Source organism: Hymenobacter jeollabukensis (assembly GCF_005771675.1).
In the GTDB taxonomy this organism is placed as follows: Bacteria; Bacteroidota; Bacteroidia; order Cytophagales; family Hymenobacteraceae; genus Solirubrum; species Solirubrum jeollabukense.
This window is the reverse complement of sequence record NZ_VAJM01000005.1, coordinates 333,095-354,157: the sequence shown is the minus strand read 5'-3', so window position 1 is coordinate 354,157 and position 21,063 is coordinate 333,095. Positions and strand designations below refer to the sequence as shown.

General features: G+C 64.1%; 15 protein-coding genes. 10 read left to right on the top strand and 5 right to left on the bottom strand.

The annotated features are described in order from the left end of the window. Positions 1-15: 15 nt before the first annotated feature. Together FDY95_RS13655 and FDY95_RS13650 are read right to left on the bottom strand one after the other, a co-directional pair. A complete protein-coding gene (locus FDY95_RS13655) occupies positions 16-3,084 on the bottom strand; it encodes a TAT-variant-translocated molybdopterin oxidoreductase (RefSeq protein ID WP_138078353.1) in 3,069 nt (1,022 codons plus the stop codon). Between the two features lie 135 nt (positions 3,085-3,219). Next, on the bottom strand, positions 3,220-4,551 hold the full coding sequence (locus FDY95_RS13650) for a cytochrome c3 family protein (protein ID WP_138078351.1): 1,332 nt from the start codon (positions 4,549-4,551) through the stop codon (positions 3,220-3,222). Positions 4,552-4,928: 377 nt separating this feature from the next. Between FDY95_RS13650 and rpsF the strand changes: the two genes are divergently transcribed. The 7 genes from rpsF (at position 4,929) to FDY95_RS26820 (ending at position 14,233) form a co-directional block, all read left to right on the top strand. Continuing rightward, positions 4,929-5,303 carry a 30S ribosomal protein S6 gene (gene rpsF, locus FDY95_RS13645; protein WP_078012241.1) on the top strand — a complete coding sequence of 125 codons (375 nt, stop codon included), beginning with the start codon at positions 4,929-4,931 and terminating at the stop codon, positions 5,301-5,303. A gap of 4 nt (positions 5,304-5,307) precedes the next feature. Then, a complete protein-coding gene (gene rpsR / locus FDY95_RS13640) occupies positions 5,308-5,559 on the top strand; it encodes a 30S ribosomal protein S18 (RefSeq protein WP_078012240.1) in 252 nt (83 codons plus the stop codon). A 29-nt stretch (positions 5,560-5,588) separates the two neighbouring features. Continuing rightward, complete coding sequence (gene rplI, locus FDY95_RS13635) at positions 5,589-6,032, top strand: 50S ribosomal protein L9 (RefSeq protein ID WP_111479339.1); 444 nt, start codon at positions 5,589-5,591, stop codon at positions 6,030-6,032. A 223-nt stretch (positions 6,033-6,255) separates the two neighbouring features. Continuing rightward, complete coding sequence (locus FDY95_RS13630; protein WP_138078349.1) at positions 6,256-8,475, top strand: GSCFA domain-containing protein; 2,220 nt, start codon at positions 6,256-6,258, stop codon at positions 8,473-8,475. An 82-nt stretch (positions 8,476-8,557) separates the two neighbouring features. Continuing rightward, entirely contained in the window at positions 8,558-10,612 is a 2,055-nt protein-coding gene (locus FDY95_RS13625; protein WP_138078347.1) for a thioredoxin domain-containing protein, read from the top strand. A 158-nt stretch (positions 10,613-10,770) separates the two neighbouring features. Further along, positions 10,771-13,338: a replication restart helicase PriA gene (gene priA / locus FDY95_RS13620; RefSeq protein WP_246074029.1), complete on the top strand. Its 2,568-nt coding sequence runs from the start codon at positions 10,771-10,773 to the stop codon at positions 13,336-13,338. A 271-nt stretch (positions 13,339-13,609) separates the two neighbouring features. Further along, positions 13,610-14,233, top strand: a complete 624-nt coding sequence (locus tag FDY95_RS26820) for a TM2 domain-containing protein (protein WP_246074028.1) — start codon at positions 13,610-13,612, stop codon at positions 14,231-14,233. Positions 14,234-14,307: 74 nt separating this feature from the next. Here FDY95_RS26820 and FDY95_RS26600 read toward each other — a convergent pair whose 3' ends face one another. Then, the gene (locus FDY95_RS26600; RefSeq protein WP_212744902.1) at positions 14,308-14,883 is read right to left on the bottom strand and encodes a hypothetical protein; all 576 of its coding nucleotides are present in this window, start codon (positions 14,881-14,883) and stop codon (positions 14,308-14,310) included. 195 nt (positions 14,884-15,078) lie between these two features. Here FDY95_RS26600 and FDY95_RS13605 point away from each other — a divergent pair, with 195 nt between their 5' ends. From FDY95_RS13605 to FDY95_RS13595, 3 genes are all read left to right on the top strand, one after another. Next, positions 15,079-15,852: a class I SAM-dependent methyltransferase gene (locus FDY95_RS13605; protein ID WP_171025674.1), complete on the top strand. Its 774-nt coding sequence runs from the start codon at positions 15,079-15,081 to the stop codon at positions 15,850-15,852. 253 nt (positions 15,853-16,105) lie between these two features. Further along, the gene (locus tag FDY95_RS13600; RefSeq protein ID WP_138078343.1) at positions 16,106-17,332 is read left to right on the top strand and encodes an S-adenosylmethionine:tRNA ribosyltransferase-isomerase; all 1,227 of its coding nucleotides are present in this window, start codon (positions 16,106-16,108) and stop codon (positions 17,330-17,332) included. Positions 17,333-17,445: 113 nt separating this feature from the next. After that, a complete protein-coding gene (locus FDY95_RS13595; protein ID WP_138078341.1) occupies positions 17,446-17,715 on the top strand; it encodes a hypothetical protein in 270 nt (89 codons plus the stop codon). Positions 17,716-17,793: 78 nt separating this feature from the next. On the opposite strand, the gene FDY95_RS13590 is transcribed toward FDY95_RS13595, so the two are convergent. Then, on the bottom strand, positions 17,794-20,418 hold the full coding sequence (locus tag FDY95_RS13590; RefSeq protein ID WP_138078339.1) for a M14 family metallopeptidase: 2,625 nt from the start codon (positions 20,416-20,418) through the stop codon (positions 17,794-17,796). Between the two features lie 261 nt (positions 20,419-20,679). Continuing rightward, positions 20,680-20,949 (bottom strand): hypothetical protein, encoded by a 270-nt coding sequence (locus FDY95_RS13585; protein ID WP_138078337.1) that lies wholly within the window; start codon positions 20,947-20,949, stop codon positions 20,680-20,682. Positions 20,950-21,063 lie beyond the last annotated feature (114 nt).

Here is a 21,063-nt window from a genome sequence, read left to right as displayed (position 1 = left end):
TTGGTTCGTGTTGACTTAGGCGTTGTGGGGCTCGGCCTTTTTCTCGGCTTTCTCCACCTCGGGAGCGAAGAACTCGCTGGTGGCGCTGTTACGAATCTTGGTCAGGTACGTAACATTGGGCTGCGTATTCACGGCGTCGAGGACTTTGAAGCCCCGCTCGCCGTCTTCGCGGCGCCAGATCTGGGCTACGCGCGAGTTCGGGTCTTTCAGGTCGCCGAACACGATGGCCTGGGTCGGGCAGGACTGGGCGCAGGCGGTTACCACCTCGCCATCCTTCGGGCGGCGCTTCTGCTTTTTGGCTTCGAGCTTGCCGAGCTGAATGCGCTGCACGCACATCGAGCATTTCTCGATAACGCCGCGGGCGCGCACCATCACGTCGGGGTTCAGCACCATGCGGCCCAGGTCGGTGAACATGTGGCCGTTCACGGTTTCGAACTTCTCGTTGGAGTAGTACGAGAACCAGTTGAAGCGACGCACCTTGTATGGGCAGTTGTTGGCGCAGTAGCGGGTACCCACGCAGCGGTTGTAGGTCATCTGGTTCAGACCTTCGGTGCTGTGGGTGGTAGCCAGTACCGGGCACACCGTTTCGCAGGGCGCGTGGTTGCAGTGCTGGCACATCATCGGCTGGAAGATAACCTGCGGGTTGTCCGAGGGGTCTTCCATCAGGGCGTAGGTCGACAGCTTGCCCTTGTCCTCAAAGGAGTCTTTGTGGGTTTCCGAGCTGTAGTAGCGGTCGATACGCATCCAGTGCATCTCGCGGCGGTTGATAACCTCCTGCTTGCCGACCACCGGAATGTTGTTTTCCACCTGGCAACCCACCACGCACGAGCCGCAGCCGATGCACGAGTTCAGGTCGATGGCCATGGCCCAGTGGTGGTTTTTGTACTCGTAGTCCTGCCACAGCGACACGCGGCTGGGTTTCTCCAGGCCGTCGGGCGTAGCAATCTTCTCGTACTCGGTTACCTCCTTGGGGTTCTTGATGTACTGCTCCAGCGTCGCTACCTGCACCACCGGCTTGCGGTCCATGATGGTGTGGTGGGTCTGCGTCTGGGCCAGCGGCTCACGCGAGCCGGTAGCTTCGATGGTCGCCGTCGCAACGTAGTTCAGGGCGTTGTCGGCCAGCGACACCAGCGGGAAGGCGTTGGCGCCTACTTTGTCGGCCACCATGCCGGCCTTGGTGCGGCCGTAGCCGAGGGCAATGCCGATGGTACCTTGCGCCTGACCCGGCTGGATCAGTACCGGCAGCTCCACCGATTTGCCGTTGGCGGTTACTTTCACCACGTCGCCCTGCTCCCAGCCTTTCTCTTTGGCCATGGCGCGCGGCACCGTCACGTAGTTGCCCCAGGTAGCTTTCGATACCGGGTCGGGCAGTTCCTGCAGCCAGGGGTTGTTGGCTTCCGAACCGTCGCCGAGGCCTACTTTCTCGTAGATGGCCAGCTCGATACCGGCGGATTTGGCCGTCGGAGCCGTAGCCTGACCAGCCGGGGCCAGCTGCGCAGCCGGGGCCGGCAGCAGCGTACCCGTAGCCACGCCGTCGTGCACGGCTTTGTCCCAACCGGCCTGGAAGTTACCACCCAGGATACCGCGCCAGTTGTTGCGCAGGTAGTTGTAGTAGGTGTTGGGGTTACCGGCCCAGGTCAGCAGGCTTTCCTGCGCCTGACGCGTCTTGAACAGCGGCGTAATCACCGGCTGCGAGAGGCTCAGGAAGCCACGCTTGGGTTCGTAGTCGTTCCACGACTCCATCCAGTGGTGGTCGGGGCACTGGTACTGGCAGAGCCCGCCGGTTTCGTCGGCCGTGTGGTTGAACGAAATCGACAGCAGGCCTTTGTTTGTCAGCGCTGCGGCGACTTTGTCACCCATCGGGTGGTCGTACACCGGGTTGGCGTGGTAGAAGATAACGGCGCCGTAGTTGCCGATACCGTTCACGAAGTTGGCCATGCGCTGGTCGTCGCCCTGACGCACGTACGAGGGAGCGGCGGCGTTGATGGCGGCCGTGCCCAGCGAAGCGTTGATGGCGGCTACCAGAGCCTGTACGTTGGCGTCGTTCGAGCCCGAAACTACCAGACCGCCGTTACCGGCCGCTTTCAGCTCCGAGGCAGCCAGGTACAGCGCGTTGGCCATGATATCCTTTTTCGGATCGGCCGGCTTGGCGGGCATGGTGCCGCTCACCACTGCGTTGTACAGCTGCTGGGCGATGGTGCCCATCTGCGAGGGTTTCACCGCGGCGCGGACGTCGGCGTTGGAACCCGTCAGCGACATATTCGTCTCGAACTGGATGTGGCGCGACATGCTGCGCTTCTCCGACGAAACTTTGCGGTTGACGATGTACTGCGCGGCGTACTCCACCGGCGAAATCCAGGTACCGAGGAAATCGGCGCCCAGGCTCACGATAACCGAAGCCTTGCTGAAGTCGTAACCCGGTACCACACCGCCGTTGGCGCGCAGCAGGGCCGACACCGAGTTGGCGTCGTACTGCACGTGCTCCACACCCGCGAAACGGCCGGCGAAGTCGGCAATGGCGCGCTTGGTGCTGGGGCTGATAATCGTGTGCGACACGATGGCAATGCGGCCGGCCGAAGCCAGGCGCGTGCGGATTTCCTGGTCGACTTTGTCCTTATCAGCCGCCTTGCCGTTGATGGCAAACGACTGCAGACGGGCGCCGTCGTACAGGCTCAGCACCGAGGCCTGCGCGCGGGCCGAAAGGCCCCCACGCGTTACCGGCGACTCGGGGTTGCCTTCGAGCTTGATCGGACGGCCTTCGCGCGTCTTCACCAGCACGCTGTTGTAGTCCTGACCGGTGAAGTAGGTCGAGGCGTAGAAGTTGGCAATACCCGGATCAACCTCTTCGGGCTTGTTCAGGTACGGAATGGCTTTGCGCACGGGCGCTTCGCAGCTAGCCAGCGTAGCAGCGGCCAGGCTGAAGCCCATCAGCTTGAGGAAGTCGCGGCGCGGGGCTACCGTATCGTCCGACGAGGGACGGCTCTCCTTCATGGGGATGCCGAACTCGCTCAGGGCGTTATGCAGAAACTCCGGCGAGTTTTCGAGCTCCTCGATTCCCTTCCAGTACTTAGGCGACTCTTGCATGTGTGTATGGGTACTTAGGGACTGCGCGGTGACGTATAAGCGGCCGTCACAGGGCCCAAGTTTTTCTCTGTTTCGACTTGAAAGCGGAACGGGAGGCGCCGGGCTGGGCCAGCGCCTCCTGATTCCATCAACCTATTAGTAGTGGCACTTCGAGCATTCGGTGCCGCCGTTCGACGACACGGTGAACGGAGCGCCGGCGTTAGCCTCGTTGTGCAGCTTCACCAGGTTGTCGTAGTAGCCGTTGCCCTTGGTGTTGAGCGGCGTCTCGCGGTGGCAGTTGATGCACCAGCCCATGGTCAGGGCCGAGTACTGGTACACCACGTCCATGTTCTGGATCGGGCCGTGGCAGGTCTGGCATTCGATGCCCCCTACCTGCGTGTGCTGCGAGTGGTTGAAGTAAGCCAGGTCCGGCAGGTTGTGGATACGTACCCACTGGATCGGCTGCTGCCGCTGAATAGCGCGGTAGATTTTCTTGATTTCCGGCGAGGTCGTCTTGATCTGCGAGTGGCAGTTCATACAGATGTTAGCCGACGGAATGTTGGCCGACTTGCTCTTGTACACCGAAGTGTGGCAGTATGCGCAGTTGATCTGGTGCTCCCCGGCGTGCAGCTTGTGCGAGAAGGCAATGGGCTGGGCGGGCTGGTAGCCCTGGCTCAGGCCCACGGCCATAATGCCCTGGATGGATTCGTAGAGGACCACCAGCACGAACAGCGTGCCGACTACACCCTTGAACCAGCCCGACTTCAGGACACCCATCCAGTCGGTTTTCTGATCGAGGATTTCTACGTCGCGGCCGTCGAGGTCCTTGCGGCCCCGCAGCACGTCCTTCATGATGTTGGCGATGATAACCAGCGTTACCACCAGCACAATCAGCACGACAATCAGGACGATGAGCACTACGTTGATGTACTTGCCCGAACCAGCCGCGTCGTCGCCGGCAGCAGCCGTCTGGCCCGAATCAGCAGTAGGTTGGCCTTGCGCCGTCGGCGTCTTACCGCCTTTACCCTCTTCCGACTTCACGTAAGCCACGATGGAGGTGATTTCGGCGTCGCTCAGGGCGAAGCTGGGCATCTGCTGCTTCTGGTACTGGTTAAAGAGCTTCACCGCGTACTCGTCGCCGCTGGCGACAACCTTGCTGGAGTTCTTCACCCATTTGATGATCCAGGGCAAGGGGCGGCGCTTGTCGATGCCGGCCAGAGCCGGACCAACCACGACGTCGTTGACGGCGTGGCACTGGGCGCAGTTGCCTTTAAACAGAGCGTCGCCGGCCGCAACTGCGCCGGCATCGGTGGCTCCGGCGGCGCTGCCAGCGGCTGCCGCGGGGGCAGCAGCGGCCGTGGCCCCGGGCGTCACACCTTCCTTGCTCACCGTGGCGGCATCCTGGGCGGCCACTTGGCCGACGGCAGTAAACGTCAGGAACAGAGCAAGAAGCCAGTGTGAAAAAGAGCGTAGTCGGTAGCTACTCATTGCAAAACGTGCTGGAAAAACGTAAAAGCAGGGTGCTTTAGGGCCACAAATGTAGCCCACGAATGCCAGAGAACAAACCAGCCTGGGCTAATTTTCGGCCTATTCAGCCTACTTAGAACCATTCTAAAAAGCCTCTTTTACACCTTATATATATAGACGTAAAAGCTTCATCCCTGAAACATCCAACTCCCTATCTGCGGCTATTCTGGCCGTTAGCCAATTGTCTACCTACGCGCTGAGCAGTTTGCGGGTTGACGCTCAGAAGCTTGCCGAACTGTTCCGGGAAATTATTTGTCCGTCACAGGCCGGTCGAATCAGCAAAAGCCTTACCTTTGCCGGCTCATTCATCGTCTCACTTACTTTTTCTCTGTTCCGCAATGGCTAACAGAAACTATGAGACCGTCTTCGTACTGACGCCCGTCCTCAACGACGCGCAGGTTCAAGAGACGATCGAGAAGTTCACGCAGGTGCTTAAGGAAAATGGCGCCGACCTCCTGAATACGGAAAACTGGGGCTTGCGCAAGCTGGCCTACCCGATTCAGAAAAAATCGACCGGGTACTACTACCTGGTTGAGTTCACCGCTCCCGCTGGCGCAATCGATGTGCTGGAACTGGCTTACCGTCGCGACGAGCGGGTAATCCGCTTCCTGACCACGGTGCTCGACAAGCACGCCGTGGCTTACAACGAGCGTCGCCGCAAGGGCGAACTGAACTCGCAGAAAGCAAAGCAAACCGAAGCCGTAGCCCAGTAATCAGATGAGCCTCGCTAACGAACGCATCCACAAGCAGGAGCAGCGCACCAAGTACTGCCGCTTCAAGAAAGCTGGCATCCGCTACGTCGACTACAAAAACCCGGACTTCCTGCTGAAGTTCGTGAACGAGCAGGGCCGCATTCTGCCCCGCCGTATCACGGGCACCAGCCTGAAATTCCAGCGCAAAGTGGCCCAGGCCGTGGCAAAAGCCCGTCACCTGGCCCTGATGCCCTACGTGGCTGACCAGCTGAAATAGTCCATTACCCTTAACGACGACTCCGCAAGATGGAAGTTATCCTGAAAGACGACGTAAAAGGCCTGGGCTATAAGAACGACGTCGTAACGGTAAAGCCCGGCTACGGCCGCAATTACCTGTTGCCCCAGGGTCTGGCCGTAGTAGCCGACAAGACCAACAAGAAAATCGTAGCTGAAAACGTACGCCAGGCGTCGCACAAAGCTGACAAGATCAAAGGTGACGCGCAAGGCCTGGCCGACCGCATCGGTGACCTGAGCATCGACATCCCCGCCAAGGTGGGTGATTCGGGCAAGATCTTCGGCCGCGTAACCACGCTGCAGATTGCCGAAGCGCTGAAAGCCAAAGGCTTCGACGTGGACCGCAAGCGCATCAGCCTCGACTCGGACCCCTCGAGCGTGGGCGAGTACACCGCCAGCATCGACCTGCACCGCGAGGTGAAGCACAAAATCCGCGTAAACGTGGTAGCTGAGTAATCAGCGGCTATTTTCACGCCTTCGAAAAGCCCTGCCCTCGCGGCAGGGCTTTTTTTGTCGTATAAGCCTTAGCTTGCGTAGGCGGAAGCGCGTACGCTGCTTTATCTGCAACCCGCCCGAGGGGCGCCGCTGGCCAGAAGCCGCGTCGGCGCCGCGTTTGGCCTTCCGCCTGCCGTTGCGTAGGTTGGCTGCCGGGTTGCCGCCGCCAGGACTGTTTTTGCTAATGTTTCGCACTGAATTATCTCTTCGACCTGCCGCGCAGCTGCTCTCCCAGGGGGCGCGGGTACTCACCATCGGGTCGTGTTTCTCGGACGTCATCGGGGAGCGGCTGGCCGACCACAAGGTCCGCTCGCTGGTCAACCCGTTTGGTACTGTTTTTAATCCGCTGGCCGCCGCCCGGCTGCTGCGCGCCGTAGCCGGCGAGGATACCGACTGGCAGCAGCACCTGGTGGAAGCCCGGGGCCGCTGGCAGAGCTACGATCTGCACGCCACCGTCGGGGCCGATTCCCCTCCTGCCCTGCTGGAGCGCATCGAGGAAACTGTGCGCGAAACGGCCGCCTTTGCCCGCCGCGCCGACGTGCTGGTGTGGACGCTGGGCACGGCCTTCGCCTACCGCCTGCGCGACACCGGTGAGGTGGTCAACAACTGCCACAAGGTGCCCGCTGACCGCTTCGAAAAGGAGCTGCTGACGGCCGAGGAAATCGTATCGGCGGTGACGGAGGCTTACGCCCTACTGCGGCAGCAGAACCCGCGGCTGCAGCTGGTGCTGACGGTGAGCCCCGTGCGGCACCTGAAGGATACGCTGCCGCTGAACGCGGTGAGCAAGTCGGTGCTGCGGGTGGCCTGTCACTACCTGGCGGAGCTACTGCCCGGCGCTTCGTATTTCCCGGCTTACGAGCTGCTGCTGGATGATTTGCGCGACTACCGTTTCTACGGGGACGACATGATTCATCCTTCCAGCGTGGCCGAGCAGTACGTGTGGGAGAAATTCACCGACGTGTACTTCGAGCCCAGCTTCAAGCAGTTTGCGCAGGAGTGGGACGGTATCAAGCGCGCCCTGAACCACCGGCCGCTGCACGCAGGCGCTCCGGAGCACCGGGGCTTTCTGGAGCAAACCCAGCGGCGGCTGCAGGAGCTGCTTCGTCAGCACGTGGACGTGCGCCTGGAGCTGCTCGACGTGCAGGACCGGCTCGATGCGCTGCCGGCGCCGCTGCCGCCCGCGCAGCCGGAAGACGTGGACGACGGCGAGGAGCGCATCGACGTGGGCTACGAGGATGCCACGCTGCGGCCTGCGGCTCCGAAAACGGTAGAACTCACGGAAGAAGTGCCGCCGAAAGTAGCCGAGCCGACCTGGGCGGAAATCCTGTCGGCCGAGGAAGCTGGCGAGGACGAGGAAGACGAGGATGAAGCCGGGGAAGACAGCGCCTCGACCAACGAAGCCGAGGCCGCCTTGCCGGGCGAAGCCGGCGCCGGCAAACGCCGCAAACGCAAGCGTGGCGGCCGTAAGCACAAGAAAAAGAACCGTTCAGCAGCGGAAGAAGCTGCTGCCGCGGGTGTGGAGGGCGCTGACGCGGCCGTAAGCACGAGCGGTGAGGCCGTACCGGCTGAGCAGCTGCCCGGGTCGGAAAACGCTGCGGACCTGACGGCAGCCGCCGACGCCGTGGAGGCCGCCGAACCACAGTTTGATGTGGCCGAACTGCTGGAACTGGCGCCGCCGCTGCCGCCGGTCGAACTGCCTGCGGCCGATGCTCCTACCCTCTCTTCGGCCGCCAAGCGCCGGAACCGCTCGAAGCGGAAGAAGCCGGCCCTGTATGCCGATCAGGCGGCCGCACCTTCGGCGGAGCTGCCCGTTCTCACGCCCGCGCCGGTGGCGGAGTCGGAGCCGGAAGCGGTGGTGGTTCCCGTGCCGGCAGAAGCACCGGCCATTGCGGAAACAGCTGATGCCCTGCCGACCATTCCTCAAGCCTTGGAACCGGCCGTCGTAACCCCGACGGAGGAAGTTCCGGCTCCGGAAGCAGCCGCGGAAACGACGGAAGCCCCTGCACCCGTCGTCAGCACGCCACCGACCAAGCGCGCCCGGCCGAGCCGCAGTCCGCGCAAGCCCAGCAAACTAGCCCCGGCCCTGGATGCGGCGGTGGAAGCCTTGCCGCTGCCCGCGGCGCCGGAGCCTCCAGTATTGCCCACGCCGGTAGAAGCTTCGGTTCCTGAGCTGGCTCCGGCGGAACCGGTGGCCCCGGCCGCGGCACCCCGGCGGAAAGCGGCCCCGCGGCGCAAACCGGCGGCCAAGGCCCCCAAGGCAACTGCCCCGGCGCCCGAACCAGCCCCGGCCCCAGCCAAACCGACTCCGGCCCCGACTCCGGCAGTAGCCGAAACCGCGCCGGCCGCGCCGAAAAAACGCAGCCGCCCGCCGCGCCGCAAGCCCGACGAACCCGCTGCCAGCTAATCAGTCAAACCCGGCCCCGCGCGGCCGGGTTTACTGTTTCTACGGAGTTGCTCGTACCTGACCCTGCCTCATCTAGCTGCCCATGACTTCTGCCGCCCAGCCCAACCGCCTCGCGCACGAATCCAGCCCCTACCTGCTGCAGCACGCGCATAATCCCGTCGACTGGTTTCCCTGGGGCGAGGAGGCACTGAGCCGGGCCCGCACCGAGCAGAAGCCGATACTAGTGAGCATTGGGTACGCGGCCTGCCACTGGTGCCACGTGATGGAGCGGGAGTCGTTTGAGCACGAGCAGATTGCGCGGGTGATGAACGAGCGGTTCGTGTGCATAAAGGTGGACCGGGAGGAGCGCCCCGACGTCGACCAGGTGTACATGGACGCCGTGCAGGCTATGGGCGTTGGCGGGGGCTGGCCGCTGAACGTGTTTCTGACGCCCGAGGCCAAGCCCTTCTACGGCGGCACCTACTTCCCGCCGCGGCAGTGGTTCGAGCTGCTGCAGCAGGTATCGAATGCCTACGCCTCCTCCGAGCACCGGCCGGCGCTGGATAAGTCGGCCGAGGATTTCGTGCGGGTGCTGCGGGCCCACGACCTGGAGAAATACGGCGTGCAAACGGCGGCCGCCGGGTTGTCGCGCCGGCAGCTGCAGGAGCTGCTGCGTAACCTGGCAAAGCGCTTCGATACCAAGCTGGGCGGCACCAGCAAGGCCCCGAAGTTTGCTATGCCCGTCATCTGGCGCTTTTTGCTGCGCGCCCACGCCCTGACCGGCAACCACGCCGAGCGGCGGCAGCTTGAGCTAACCCTGCGAGAAATGGCCTGGGGCGGCATCTACGACCAAGTTGGCGGGGGATTTGCCCGCTACAGCGTGGACGCGGAATGGCTGGTGCCGCACTTCGAGAAAATGGCCTACGACAACGGCCAGCTGCTGAGCCTGTACGCCGAGGCCTACCAGGCGACGCAGGACGAGCTGTACCGCGACGTGGTGGCCCAGACGGTGACCTGGCTCCGGCGCGAGCTGACCAGTCCGGAAGGCGGTTTCTACTCCTCCCTCGACGCCGACAGTGAGGGCGAGGAAGGCAAGTTCTACGTCTACACCCTCGACGAGCTGCGCGAGGCCCTCGGCGACGAAGCCCCGCTGGCCGCCGACTATTACCACTGCACCGCCGTGGGCAACTGGGAGCACGGCCGCAACATCCTGCACCGCCGCCACTCCGACCACGACTTTGCCCAGGCCCACCAGCTCACGCCCGGCGTGGTGGCCGAGCTGGTGCAGGGCTGGCGCGAGAAGCTCCTCACCTACCGCAGCCAGCGCGTGCGCCCGGGCCTCGACGACAAAATCCTGACCGGCTGGAATGCCCTGCTGCTGCGCGGCCTCGTGGATGCTTACCGCGCCTTTCACCGGCCCGACTACCTGCAGCTGGCCCTGCAGAACGCCGAATTCATCGAGCAGAACCTGCGCCGGGCCGGCGGCGGGCTGTGGCGCACCACCAAAAACGGCCGCGCTACCATTCCGGCATTCCTGGAAGACTACGCCCTGCTCATTGACGCGTACACGACGCTCTACGAAGCTACTTTCGCCGAAAGCTGGCTGCAGCGCGCTCGGGAGCTGACCGAGTACGTGCTCCGGAACTTCCACGACCCGGCCGAGCCGCACTTTTTCTACACCGACGCCACCGCCGAGGCGCTGATTGCCCGCAAAAAGGAGCTGTTCGACAACGTAATTCCCAGCTCCAACTCCGTCATGGCCCACAACCTGCTGCGCCTGGGCACTTTGCTCGACGTGGCGGACTGGCGTGAGCGGGCCGCCGCCATGCTAGCTGCGGCGCAGGATCTGGCCGTGAAGGAGCCGCAGCACCTGGCCGGCTGGGCGGCGCTGTATCTGAGTCTGCTGGCGCCGCTGGCCGAAGTGGCTATTGTCGGGCCCGAGGCGGAGGCGTTTCGGCGGGAGTTGAGCCGCCACCTGCTGCCCAACGCGGTGCTGACGGGCACCGCCGCGCAGAGCGAGTTGCCGCTGCTGCGGGGCCGAGGGGCTGAAGGTGGGCCGACTACTATTTACGTCTGCTACAACCACGCCTGCCAGCGACCGGTGCACAGCGTGGCCGAGGCGCTGGCGCAGATTCAGGCGGCGGGCCTGCCCGAGTAAACGGCTGATTGAAACGAGGCTACGCAACTCCTTGACCCGGCGCAACATGCTGAAATAGCCATGCTTTCATGCGGTAACCGGCGGCCGGGTCCGGCTGTTATCAGCGGACTATCACTGCCATCTGCGGTCTATCTTTGTGGTTCGCCGCCTGCCCTACCGTGTCCCAGACTCACCTCTTTGCCCTGCCTGCCGACGAGCCCAGCGCCGCGCCTGCGGACCGCGTCACGTTGTTTGCCGACGTGGTGCTGCCCCTGCCGCTGCCCAAGCTCTACACCTACCGCGTGCCCTTCGAGCTGAACGACCAGGTCGTCATCGGCGGGCGGGTGCTGGTGCAGTTTGGGGCCAAGAAGACGCTGAGCTGCATCGTGGCGGCGGTGCACGAGACGCCGCCCAAGGACTACCAGGCCAAGTACATCCTGGAGTTTATCGACGACGCGCCGGTGGTGACGCAGCCCCAGCTGAAGCTGTTCCGCTGGATTGCCGACTACTACCTCTGCACGCTCGGCGAAGTCATCAACGCGGCCCTGCCCTCGGCCCTGAAGCTCAGCTCTGAGTCCCGCGTGCAGCTGCATCCGCAATACCTTGCGGAAGGCACGCCCTACCCGCTGACGGAGCAGGAAGAGAAAATCGTGGCCGCGCTGAGTGCCGGGGAAGACAAGGTGGAAGGCAAGGCGCTGACGTTTTCGGAGGTCGGCGAAATTCTAGAAATCAACTCGTTCCACAAGGTCATCAAGTCGCTGATTCAGAAGGATGTTATCTTTCTGTTCGAACACATTGCCGACAAGTACGCGCCCAAGGTGGTGAAGAAGGTGCGCCTGGCCCACCATTTCGTGGCCGAGGCGGCGCTGGAAGGCTTGTTCGAGGCTTTGGCCTCCAAGCCCAAGCAGCTCGACGTGCTCATGCGCTACATTCAGCGCGTGCCAGTGTACCAGAACGAGCACACCAACCACGGTGGCCTGGAAAAAGCGGCCCTGACCAGCAGCCCGCACCTCTCGCCCTCGGCCGTCAACACGCTCATCAAAAACGGCGTGCTGGAGCAGTTCGACCAGATTGTGTCGCGCTTTCCGCTCGATGAAAACGACCGGAACCAGATGCCCTTCCAGCTCAGCGAGGCGCAAACCACGGCCCGGGACCAGATTATGGACTCGTTCGGGCAGAAGGACATTACGCTGCTGCACGGCGTGACGGGCGCGGGCAAGACGGAAATCTACATCGACCTGATCCGCTCGGCCCTGGACGGCGGCGGGCAGGTGCTCTACCTGCTGCCCGAAATTGCCCTCACCGCCCAGATTGTAACCCGCCTGATGCGCGTGTTCGGCTCGCGCCTGGGCGTGTACCACTCCAAGTTCTCCGACAACGAGCGGGTGGAAGTGTGGAACGGCGTGCTGTCGGGCCGCTTTCAGGTAGTGGTGGGCGTGCGCTCCGCCGTGTTCCTGCCCTTCGACAACCTCTCGCTTATCATCGTCGACGAGGAGCACGAATCCAGCTACAAGCAGTACGACCCGGCCCCGCGCTACAACGCCCGCGAGGTGGCCCTGATGATGGGCACCTTCCAGGGCGCCAAGGTGCTGCTGGGTTCGGCCACGCCCTCGGTGGAGACCTATTACCAGTGCCGCGCCGGCCGCTGGGGGCTGGTTTCGCTGACCAAGCGTTTCGGCGAAGCCGGCCTGCCCGACATCGAGCTGATTGACACGCGCCGCAATGCCCAGGCCGGGCAAAAAAAGCCCACCCACCACTTCACGCCCGAGCTGACGGCGGCCATCGAGGGTAAGCTCAGCCAGGGTGAGCAGGTGATTCTGTTCCAGAACCGCCGCGGCTACTCTCCCTTTATCAGCTGCCTGGACTGCGGCTGGATTCCAAAGTGCAAAAGCTGCGCGGTGAGCCTCTCGTACCATAAGTTTGCCCACGAGCTGCGCTGCCACTACTGCGGCCACCACGACCAGATGCCGCGGGAGTGCCCGGCCTGCGGCTCCCGGGCCATCAAGGCCATCGGCTTCGGCACCGAGCGCATCGAGGACGACCTGAAGCTGATGCTGCCCGACGCGCTGGTGCAGCGCATGGACCTGGACACCACCCGCGCCAAAAACGCCTACCAGCAGATTATCAGCGACTTTGAGCAGCAGCGGACCAACGTACTGGTGGGCACGCAGATGGTCACCAAGGGCCTGGATTTCGGCAACGTGAGCCTGGTGGGCATCATCAACGCCGACTCCATTATTCACTACCCCGATTTCCGGGCGCACGAGCGGGCCTACCAGATGTTTGTGCAGGTGAGCGGCCGGGCGGGGCGCAAGGGCAAGAAGGGCAAGGTCATCATCCAGACCGGCGACCCGCAACAGCAGATTTTCGAGAAGGTGATGCGCAACGACTACGTGGCCTTCTACGAGTACGAAATTGCCCAGCGCCGCGAGCATATGTACCCGCCCTTCGCCCGCGTCATCAAGCTCACGGTGAAGCACGTGGAGGAGCGCGTGGCCCTCGACGCGGCCGTGCGCCTGACGCAGGAGCTGGTGGAGCGCCTCGGCCGCGACGCCGTGCTGGGCCCCGAAGCGCCCTACATCTTCCGCATCCGCAACTTCTACCTGCAGGAAATTACCATCAAGCTCAGCCGCGAGCATACCGTGCTCAAGCACGCCAAGGCCCAGATTCTGGAGTCCTTGAACCTGATGCGTGACGACAAGAATTTCCGGCAGGCCCGCTTCGTGGCCGACGTGGATCCGATGTAGCAAACCGCGTTTTTACGCAGCAACGCCCTGGTAGTTAGCCCTGAGCCTAATTACCAGGGCGTTTTGTTTTGCGGAAAATGACAGCATTTAGAGTATTTATTGCCGTCAGAATGGTAGAATCACCTTTTTATGTGATTCAAACTTTATTCGCAGCATAGTTTGGCGTGCAATAATTCATTCTATCTTGCTGCCAGGTTTTGGTAACTCTACCAGCTAAAATTGACTTAACGACCTTTTCATTCCTCTTTCTTTCCTCTTCCAACCACATCCAATGCGTAAGTTCTCCTCCCTTTTCGCCACCGCTCTGGCCGTTGTAACCCTCGCTTCGTGCAGCAAGGAAAGCTACACGTTCCGTAACGCGGCGCCCTACGGTGCCACCTACACCGCCGCAGTAAAGGCTGAACCCGTAACCGAAACCGCTGCTCCGGCCACCGAAGCCGCTGCCCCTGCCGCCGACCTGACGGCCTCGACTGTTGCCGCCCCGGTAGCCGCCAAGCGCCACACGGCCCGCACCTACGCCGCCCACACGCAGGCCGCCAAAGCCTCGTCGGTAGCCGAAGCCAAAGCCGTCCCGACGCGCGCTGAAATCAAAGAAGCCAAGGCCACGCTGAAGGCCATGCACAAAGCCGCCAAGAAAGCCAACGCCGCTTCGCCGATGGCTTCGGGCAAAAGCCAGCTGACCGCTGCCCTGCTCTGCTTCTTCCTGGGAGGTCTGGGCGTGCACCGCTTCTACCTGGGCTACACCGGCCGCGGCATCCTCTACATCGCCCTGGCCGTTACCAGCTTCCTGATCATCCCGGCCATTGCCCTGTTCGTGCTGGTTATCATCGACTTCGTGCGCATCCTGACGGGTGGCCTGCAGCCGAAGAACGGCAGCTACGCCAAGACCCTCTAAGGTCCCGCGCCTGACCCAACAAAAAGCCCCGGCTGCACTGGCAGCCGGGGCTTTTTCATTAGAGGCCGGGGGGCTTACACCTGCTCCAGCAGCCAGAGCACCAGCAGCACGATGCCGATGATGATGGCAATGGTGCCGAGCACGCCGAAGATGGCGTTGATACCCGAAAACAGCGCCAGAATCAGGCCGATGGCCAGCAGGATGATACCCAGGCGCAGGTGGCTGCTCTGGGCCTGCGCCTGCTCGACGGAGGCGGTGTTCTGATGCTTTTTCAACTGGGTCTTGGCGGCCAGCTTCTCGGCCTTATGCAGCATTTTCTTCACCAGTACCTGCTGGGCGAAGCTCGGCTTGACGCTCGGCTTCGCGGCGGCTACGGCTGCGGGCTTAGCGGCGGGCGCTTCGGCAACGGCGGCCGGGGCGGCTACCGGCTCAGCAGCCACGACGGCCACGTCAGCGGATTGCTGCGTTGTGGTGTGCTCAGCAGCGGCTACGGGCTGGGCCGCCGGGGCCACGCGCACGGCCGTGTGGGTTTCGTGGTAGGGGCTGGTTTTGGGCAGCATGGCGTAGTCGCCGCGGCCGCAGCCGGTGAGGGTCAGGGCAACCAGCGCGGCGCTGGCCAGCTGACCGAACAGGTGGGCAAAGTGTTTCATCTGGAAAAAGGAAAGGAGGTGAATGAAAGGCGCTGTCAGCAGTGCTACGGCCGCAAATTATAAACGGACGAACGAAACCGCTCGTTGGCGGCGTTGGCAGCCATACGACGCGGACGGCCCCAGGGTTAAACCAACGCCGCGAACGTACTCGGCATGTGCGCTGTTAGCCCAATGCCGCTTTCTTTGCATTTACCTATGCTCATCCCGTTCCGATTTCGCCTGCCAGTGGCTTTGCTGGCGCCGGCCCTACTGGCTGCGTGTACCCAAACGCCCATCGCGGAAAGCAACGCGGGCCTGGCCGCCCAGCGCCGGCTCGGCGCCGCACCCGATACCGCCGGCTACCAGCGCAAAGCCCCGCAGGACCCCAACGGCATCGGCAAATACTACATGGGCCGGCAGATTGCGCACGTGATGGGCCACGAGGCCGCGCCCTGGCTGGAGCGCTCCGACCGGCAGCAGCAGGAAGGTACCGACGTGCTGCTGCGCAACCTGCGCCTGAAACCCACCGACGTGGTGGCCGACCTCGGCGCCGGCACCGGCTATTTCTCCTTCCGCATCAGCCCGCTGGTGCCGCAGGGCAAGGTGCTGGCCGTCGATATTCAGCCCGAAATGCTGGACAAAGTGCGCGCCGCCAGCGCCGAGCGCAGCATTACCAACGTGGAGCCCGTGCTCGGCACCGTGCGCAACCCCAACCTGCCCGCCGCCAGCCTCGACCTGGTGCTCATCGTGGATGCCTACCACGAGTTTGACCACCCCCGCGAGATGATGCGGGCCGTGCGCAACTCCCTCAAGCCCGGCGGCCGCGTGGCCCTGGTAGAATACCGCGCCGAAGACCCGGAGCTGCACATCAAGCGCATTCACCGCATGAGCGAGGAGCAGGCCCGCCGCGAGCTGGAAGCCGTCGGACTGAAATTCGTGGAGAACAACAAGGCCCTGCCCCAGCAGCACCTGCTGATTTTTCAGCGCTAACCGCAGCGGCAGGCAGCCGAAACGGCTACACCGGCAGTCATTGCGAGCGAAGCGAAGCAATCGGTCCTGGTCTGAGGCCCAACGGTAACACTGGCAGTACCCGAAAACCCGGCAGCACAAAACAGGTTCGCCTGCTACTGCAGTTGCGGACGATAGGTATTGTGTCGGCGGTGCTCCTAGAAGAAGGATTGCCGCCCTTCGCTCGCAATGACAGCGGGGTAAACCGTGCGCCGCGTGGTTACCTTTGCGGGCCATGAGTACCCCTGCCGATCCGCGCCTGCTCTCCATTCTGGACTACACCTACGCGCTGCCCGCCGAGCGCATTGCCCCGGCGCCCCTGCCCGACCGCGACGCCTCGCGCCTGCTCGTGTACCGGCAGGGCGAGCTGGCCGACCACCGTTTCCGCGAGCTACCCACGCTGCTGCCGCCCGACGCGCTGCTGGTGTTCAACAACACCAAGGTGGTGCGGGCCCGGCTGTATTTGCACAAGCACTCGGGCGGGCAGATCGAGCTATTTTGCCTGGAGCCGGTGGCCCCGCACCGGGCCATCGAGCCGGCCATGCAGCAGACGACGGAATGCACCTGGCGCTGCCTCGTGGGCAACGGCAAGCGGTGGAAGACCGGCCCCGTGCAGGTCAGCTTTACCGCCCCTGATGGGCAACCGGCTACGCTGGCAGCCGAGCGCGTGGCCGCCGAAGAAGGCAGCTCGCTGATTCGCTTCCGCTGGCAGCCGGCCGCGCTGCCGTTTGCGCAGGTGCTGGCCGGCGCGGGGCAGCTGCCGCTGCCACCCTACCTCGGCCGCCAGGCCACCGGCGACGACGACGAGCGGTACCAGACCGTGTACGCCGCCCACGACGGCGCCGTGGCCGCGCCCACCGCCGGCCTGCACTTCACCGATGCCGTACTGGCCGAGCTGGCCCGGCGCGGCATAGCGTCGGCGCAGCTGACCCTGCACGTGGGCGCGGGTACGTTTCAGCCGGTGAAGGCCGAGCGCATGGCCGAGCACCCCATGCACGCCGAGCCCATCAGCGCCACGCGGGCGGTGCTGCGGCAGCTGCTGAGCCACGCACCGCGCCCGGTCATTGCCGTGGGCACCACCAGCCTACGCACCCTCGAGAGCCTGTACTGGCTGGGCTGCCAGGTGGTGCGCGGGGGCAGCCTCAGCGGGCAGGTGCAGCAGTGGGAGCCGTATCAGCCCGGCGCCGACGTGCCCACCGCTACCGCCCTGCAGGCGCTGCTCGAGGAGCTGGAGCGCCGCGGCGACGACGCGGTGCAGGCCAGCACCCAGCTGCTCATTGCGCCCGGCTACCGCTTCCGGGTGGTGCAGGGCCTTATCACCAACTTCCACCAGCCCGAAAGCACCCTGCTGTTGCTGGTGGCCGCCCTGCTCGGTCCCGACTGGCGCCGCGTGTACGACCACGCCCTGCGGCACGACTACCGCTTCCTCAGCTACGGCGACAGTTCGCTGCTGCTGCCGTAGGCGGTTCTTGGATGAAGTTTTGCTGAATGCACGCTCCGCGAGGCCCTTTTCAGCATCCTTCAGTCAGGCCGCCCGTAGAAGGCAGGTCACTTAACTCCTGACCTCTACTTTCTATGAAAAAGCTCATGATGATGCTGGCCGCCGTGGCGCTGACCAGCCTGACGGTTTCGGCCCAGGACGTTCCCTCGCAAACCAAAGCCGGCCGCGCCGTGGATGCCACCGCGCAAGGTGTGGAGAAAGGCGCTGAAAAAACCGGCCATGCCGTGAAGCAAGGCGCCCACAAAACCGGTCACGTGGTGAAGCGCGGTGCCCAGAAAACCGGCCACGCCGTGAAGAAAGGCGCCAAGAAAGTCGGTAACAAAGCCGAGGACGTAGTGGACTAGGCCGCTGCCTCACCTGATAAACGCAACAAGCCCCGCCGGAGCATTCCGGCGGGGCTTGTTGCTTGCTGGGGCGGGTGCTTACTGCCCCACGAAGAATACGGCATTGCTGAACAGCAACTTGCCCGCGTGCCAGAAGCCGCGGAACAGCGGGTTGTCGCCGAGGTAGATGACCTGGCCGCGGCCCATTTCCTGCACGCCCATGACCACCGTATCGGAGAGCTTGCGGCGGGCCTGACTGCCGGTGAAGCCCGCCGCGGCCTGGCCCTTGCGCAGCATGCCCACGTTCCAGCTGCCTTCGCCGAGGTACTGGTAGTTCAGCGGGTTGCGCACCAGCGCGTAGTAGGTGTCGCCGTAGCCGAAGGCCAGCGGGTGCGAGTTGTCGAGCTGCACGGGGTACACGCTGCCCTGCACCAGCTCCTGCAAAGACTCCCGCTCGGCGGCGGCGTAGCGGCGCAGCTGCCGGGCCGGGTCGGGCTTGCGGGTGCGGGTGGTGTCGGTCCCTTTGGCTTTCAGGGCGAAGTCCTTTTTGCCGGCCAGGTAGCTCATGGCGCCTTCCAGGGCAATGAGGCGGCCGCCGGCGCGCACCCAGGTCTTGAGGTTCTCCAGCTGCCGCTCGGGCAGGGCATCGGCGTAGTTGCCGTCGGGCAGAATGAGCACGTCGAACTTCGTCAGCGGGACCGAGCCGAAGTAATCGGTGCCGAGCACGGTGACGGGGTAGCCCAGCTGCTGCTCGAAGAAGTGCCAGACTTCGCCAAAGGCCGAAGCGTCGACGCCGGCGCCGGCCAGCACGGCCACGCTGGGGCGGCCCACGCTGTGCACGTTGCTGGAGCCCAGGTCGGAGCCGGTGGTGGCGAAGCCGGTCTGCACGGCCGTCAGCTCGGCACCCACCGAGTCGGCCAGCTGGCGCACCACCGCGTCGAAGCGGCGGGAGAGGCCCTCGTTGTTGCCGCGGGTGACGATAAGCGCCCCGGGCTGAAACTTGCGCCCGCCGGCCTCGAAGGGTTGGTAGGCCACCCGCACCCGAATCTGCCGCTGCAGCAGCGCCGCCAGCAGCCGCGCGTCGCGTAGCGAGTTCCAGCGGGCAATGTAAGCGTAGGGAGTTGCGGGTTGCGAGTTGTCAGTTGCCAGTTGCCGGTTGTCAATGCTCAGTTTAGGGGTCAGCTGCGCGTTGCCAGTTGGCGGGGTAGCCGGGCTGGGCTTCGTTTTACTGACAACTGACAACTCTTTTCCTGACAACTTAGAAACAAGCGCGTAGCCTTGCAGGCCGTAGGCGTAGGGTAGGGACCAGGACGTAATGTCGTAGGTCAGCGAATCCTCCAGGGCTGATTGGGGCTCGAACAGCACCTTTACCAGCGTCGATTTGGGCTGGTACATGCTCACCACCAGGTCCTGGGGCTGCAGGGTCACGGCTTCGCGCTTGCCGGTGGCGTAGTTGTAGGCGTTGGTTTTCTGCTTCTGGCCCAGGTAACCGAACTCAATCTGCTGCTGGCGCAAATACTCTTCCAGCGGCGCCATGCGCTCGGCCGCGCCGCTCACCACGAAGCTTTTGTACTGCCCGCGCGGCTTCTGGCGGGCGTCGGCGTAGTACTGGCCGAATTCCTTCAGCAGCTCGGCCTGGTGGTCGGCGGCGGCGCGGATAGTAGCCCAGCTGGCGGCGTGGTGGTGGGCAATGCGCTGGCCGAGCGTGAGCGTGTCGCCATCCGCCTTGATGTAGCGCACCCCGGCCCGGCCCGAGCCGCCCTGCTCGTAGGTCATGCCGATGGCCCCGTTGAAGGACGGCCAGGTGTCGCCGTAGCTGGGAGCGAACAGGTCGTAGGTTTCGCGGGTGAAATACAGCCAGCCGTTCTTGTCGAAGGTCTGGCGGTTGTAGTCGCCGATGCGGTTCTGGAACTGGCGCTGGTAGGCCGTGATGTCCTCGTGGAAGGGCTTGGCCGCGGGCGAGAAGTAGTACGGCGCGTCCGGGCTCATCTCGTGGAAGTCGGCGTGGACCTGGGGCAGCCATTGGTTGTACAGCGCAATGCGCTGCTGGCTTTCCCGCTGCGTCTGCCAGGCCCAGTCGCGGTTCAGGTCGAAGAGGTAGTGGTTGTAGCGCCCGCCGGGCCACGGCTCGCGGTGCTCCCAGCTCAGCGGGGCGGCGTTGGTGGGCGCGGCGGCCACCCGGCCGTACCACTGCACGTACCGCTCGCGCCCGTCGGGATTCACGCAGGGGTCGATGAGCAGCACCACTTTCTCCAGCAGGGCCTGGGCGTCGGCGTTCTGCGGGTTGGCGAAGTCGTAGAGCACCTGCAGCACCGCCTCCGACGACACGGCCTCGTTGCCGTGCACGTTGTAGCTCAGCCACACCACGGCGGGCTGGTCCGCGTCGGGCGTGCCGGTTTCCACGCCGGTGCGGCGCAGGTTACTGCGCCGAATAGCGTCGAGGCGGGCCAGGTTGCGGGTCGAAGCCAGCTGCACCACTTCCAGCGGGCGGCCTTCGTAGGTTTTGCCGTAGGGCTGCACGCGCAGGCGCTCGGGGTAGAGCCGCGCGAGGTAGTCGGCGTAGCGCAGCACGTCGGCGTGGTAGGTGAAGCGGCTGCCGAGGGCGTAGCCCAGAAACTGCGCGGGCGTCTGGGGTGCGGTGGCCGTCTGGGCCTGGGCCGGCGCCGCCAGCAAGGCCAGCGCCAGGCCGGCGGCCGGCAGCAGACGCAGGAGAGGTCGGAACATGAACAGTCTGAAGGGTGAATCATGCCCGCGGGGCGGGTCAGCGAAAGTACAACGTCGGCCCCCATTCATACTACACTTATCCCGGCTTCAACCATTGGCAGCCGCCCGCTGCCTATAGCAAGGGGTTGAAGGTCGCAATCGAGGGTCCGCCCCCCGAAATCGAACCCTGCTAGCCCGATTTCGAGGGTCTGGCCCCGGAAATCGGGGGTTCGACCCTCGAAATTGGTCCTCTGCCCCTCGATTTCCTAGGTCGCCCCCCGATTAGTCTTGCTGCTGTGGCAACGCGCCGGTTTGCCCTGATTCCGCGGGCTTCTCCTTGATCTGGTACAGCACGCTTTCGGCTACGCCCCGGCCGAACAGACTCAGGCCAGCGTTGAACACGCCCAGCGCCAGGGTGCCAGCGGCTACCCACTGCGCCGTCGGCTCGCCGTTGCGCTTCATATCGGAGGCCCACTGCACCAGGCAGGTGCCGAAGCCAATTACTACCAGCCCGCTCGGGGCAAACAACAACCATTTGGATTTGTGCGTCATCGGGCAACAACTGTAGCGTGGACAATCAGGCCCCGCACCGGGCGGCGCGGGGCTCAGACGTACGGCAAAACCCGGCCCGCCGATGCCCCGGCCGCCAAGCTGCCGGCATTTGCG